At 38.4% G+C, this 3310-nt stretch carries 4 protein-coding genes; 2 read left to right on the top strand and 2 right to left on the bottom strand.

Annotated elements, in window-relative coordinates; all coding sequences use genetic code 11:
• The coding region (locus ACUVXA_RS18550) for an EamA family transporter (protein WP_445872774.1) at positions 1 to 290 on the bottom strand (290 nt) is incomplete at its 3' end.
• A 180-nt stretch (positions 291 to 470) separates the two neighbouring features.
• On the opposite strand from ACUVXA_RS18550, the gene ACUVXA_RS18545 reads away from it, so the two are divergent.
• Both ACUVXA_RS18545 and ACUVXA_RS18540 read left to right on the top strand, forming a co-directional pair.
• Positions 471 to 1607: a M24 family metallopeptidase gene (locus ACUVXA_RS18545; protein WP_445872773.1), complete on the top strand. Its 1137-nt coding sequence runs from the start codon at positions 471 to 473 to the stop codon at positions 1605 to 1607.
• A gap of 279 nt (positions 1608 to 1886) precedes the next feature.
• Positions 1887 to 3086, top strand: coding sequence for a hypothetical protein (locus ACUVXA_RS18540; RefSeq protein WP_445872772.1), 1200 nt, complete (start codon positions 1887 to 1889; stop codon positions 3084 to 3086).
• A gap of 67 nt (positions 3087 to 3153) precedes the next feature.
• Here ACUVXA_RS18540 and ACUVXA_RS18535 read toward each other — a convergent pair.
• Positions 3154 to 3310: zinc-ribbon domain-containing protein (locus ACUVXA_RS18535; RefSeq protein WP_445872775.1), on the bottom strand; the 157-nt coding region annotated here is incomplete at its 5' end.

The following is a 3310-nucleotide window of genomic DNA, read 5'->3' as shown; positions in this document are numbered from 1 at the left end:
TTTATTCCACTAGTCATAGTGGAACCAAAGAAGAACAAAATTGAAGTACAGAATGTTCCAAAAAATCCTATCAAAAAAAGGCTTAATATGATCTCCCGTGAAAACACTTTTTTTAGTTCTCTCCTAAATTTTAACACTATGAGCATGAATCCGGCTCCAATGAGGGCACTTATCGCAGCGAAAAACACCGGGTTTATGAAACCCACACCGTATTTAGTTATCACCGGAAATAGTCCCGCTAAAAAAATATCAGATAATGCGAAAAGGAAACCTTTCCTTTCAGCGTCCATTGCTCCTCACCGGATTCACCTATTAAAAAGAATACTAGTGAAGAAAGCTATCTCGTTATTTATCCTTTTCCGAGAAAACTATCAAAATAAAAGATATCTTCTAGTTAGGATAGCTTTTATATGTATGCGTGCATTATTTAGTTTGTTTCTCGGAGTAATCATAAGAGAAGGGTGATATGTTTGGAGGTATCAAAGGAGGAATTTTCTAAAAGGATTAAGAATCTTCAGGCGAAATTGGAGCAGGAAAACTTGGATGCTTATCTTGTGGGTAATGGGGAAAACTTCTACTATCTAACTGGTCTTGCTTATCGTCCCTTTGAGAGACCGTTTTTCCTGATAGTTCCCAGAAGTGATTCCCCCACTCTAATGGTTCCGAAACTGGAGGAGGCCCATGCCCGTGACATCGCAGGTGTAGGAGAAGTGAATGCCTACTGGGAGTTTCCAGCCAGGGAGGGAGAAAATTGGTTCAACGTTCTTCAAGATTTAGTGAAAGACTATAAGAGTTTGGGTGTGGAGTCCAGTCTGCCCTTAAATTATTTGAGGTATTTGCCAGAGGTTGTGGCAAAGGATCTGGTGGAGGATTTAAGACTGGTTAAATCCAAGAAGGAGATTGAAAAGATAGCTTTTGCTTCTGAGGTGGCGGACAGGGCTGTGGAGGTTTTAGTGGGAAATTCTGCCGAGGGAGTTATTGCTCTCATGGCCATAGCTAATGTGAGTACCGAGGTTTACTTGAAAGTGCTGGGTAAGATACCGACCGCAAATTTGATGGTTACTGGAAGCACAGCAGCTGTTTGGCCCGCACCAATATCCGCAATGCCTCACCGGGCACCGGGCCCCTTTGATGTGATAAAGGAGGGAGTTCCCAATGTGGCCTTGGCTACTGTGCAGTCAGATGGTTATTCTGGGGAGTGCGAAAGAACCTTTTTTGCAACAAGTGTAGAGGAGAAATCTAAAAAAATCTTTGATGACGTCATGGAGGCTAGAGAAAGAGCCCTGGAAACGGTGAGAGAGGGTGCCTTGTGCTCGGAAGTGGATCTGGCAGCGAAGAATTTTCTAATAGAGAAGGGTTATAAAGAATATTTACTTCATCGCACAGGTCATGGTATAGGAATCGGCACCCACGAGGCTCCTTGGATAGCTGAGGGATACGATAAGCCCTTGAGGGAAAACATGATTATCAGCATTGAACCCGGAGTTTACATTCAGGGCTATGGTGGCTTCCGACACTCGGACACTGTGCTTGTTAAAAAGGATGGCTACGAATTGCTTACAAAATATCCTAGAGAATTGGGGAAATTGATTATTCCCAAAAAATAGTTTTCTCCACTTTTTGTTATACTTGGAACAATTTTTTAGATAACTTCTACTAATTGATATTGATTCCGAAAAATAGGCATTATTGTGTCAAAATTCTTTTAAGGTTATAGTGTTTTCTATTAACTTGGTGGTCGTGAATGATTTGGGTTCCTTCAAGAATCAATGACACTCTTTTTTCAACCGTGTTTGATGGAACCCCGAAATGCATTCTTCTTTTTATTAATTCTAGCTCAAGCGGTAGTCGAGGAAATATTTGGTTTGAGAGAGGTGCAGATTTAAATGGATAAGGACATTATTACGGTTTACCTGATATTGAAGTCGAAAGGGGAGATTAGTTGGAATGATTTACTTGAAGAATCTGAGCTTGAATCTGAAAGACTCTTACGTATATTATTGTTACTTCAAATAAAGAAACGGGTTGAAAAAGTAGGGGAAAAATACGTGTTCTTGAATGGCCGTGAAAAACTGCCGGATGAAAAATATGAGATTTTACAGTGTACTGATTATCATTATGAGCGGTTCAAAAATGGAGAAAATATGATTGAGGGATATAGAAATTTAAGTGATGTCCTAGAGTTAAAAATTAAAAAAAGGTTGCCTTTTAAGGCTGGTTTTAATAGCAAAACCTTAGACATGGTTTTAGATATTGATTTGGATAAGGGGGATGGGCAATTCGAGATAGTTTACGGTAAAAAAACAACTCTAAATATTCCCCATTATATTGATTCCGATTCTTTGTTGTTTGATTTGTTTGAGCTGTTTCAGTTTTATAAAAAGCGGGCTGAGAAAGAAGGTTTAGATTTCCTGATATCCAAGGCCTATGGTCTTTTTCACAAGATTTCGAATTGTGAAATCAGTAAGGAAGAGTGTAAATTATCCTTTGAGGATTCTGTGAATCAGTTGGAGTTTGAGGCGGCATTAGCCTGTATTCAAATTTGTAAGCTTATTACTGAAACCCTAGGCATAGAAAGCATAACCATGACCATAGACACTATCACCCGATCCCGTCAGTGTTCCACTAAGGAAATGAAAAATTTGAAAAAATTAGAATTCTTGAAAAAAAACAAAATTTCAACTGCATATAATATCCCACTGTCACCATTCGAAATTGGAACTCTAGTAATGGAAAAGCACGGGGTTCCGCTATGTTTACTAAATAACTTTAATATATTCGCAAAAATCCCGGTTAGGGAAACACGGAACCGTATTGAAATCGATTTCACACATGTGGTTGAAAAATATTTTGAAATAGCAAAAAAGAATAATGGAGCAAAAGATATCGATTTGGATAAAATATCCCAACTCTTCTTTTCCATGTTTGGTGAGGAAAAAAATCCCACTGACCCAGAAGAACTGCTAAACCAGCTTGAAACACGAGAAGAAATAGATCTCTTAAACACTTTATATCTGGTAAGCTCCCTTACCATGGAAAATCAAACCAAAGAAGTCAAAGCTAAGATTCGCTATAAAGCTCTATAAAAAAGTAAAAAATAAACTCGATAATTTATTGAAAATAAAAAGGAATTTCTTCAAAATTGTTAAAAAATTAAAATTCTCTTCCACACTGCACACAGTAATTAGCCCCATCAGGCGCTTCAGCACCACAATAGAAACAATATTTTTTCCGTCCTAACTCTTCTACAGGGTAGTCTTCCTCTTCTTCCTCTTCTTCCTCTTCTTCCTCTTCTTCCTCTTCTTCCTCT

This window comes from Candidatus Jordarchaeum sp. (assembly GCF_052745115.1).
This window is presented reverse-complemented; position numbering and strand designations above follow the sequence as displayed.

Excerpts from the sequence above, each read along its gene's own strand:
- ACUVXA_RS18540 (WP_445872772.1), top strand. The coding sequence starts at position 1,887 with ATGGATAAGGACATTATTACGGTTTACCTGATATTGAAGTCGAAAGGG.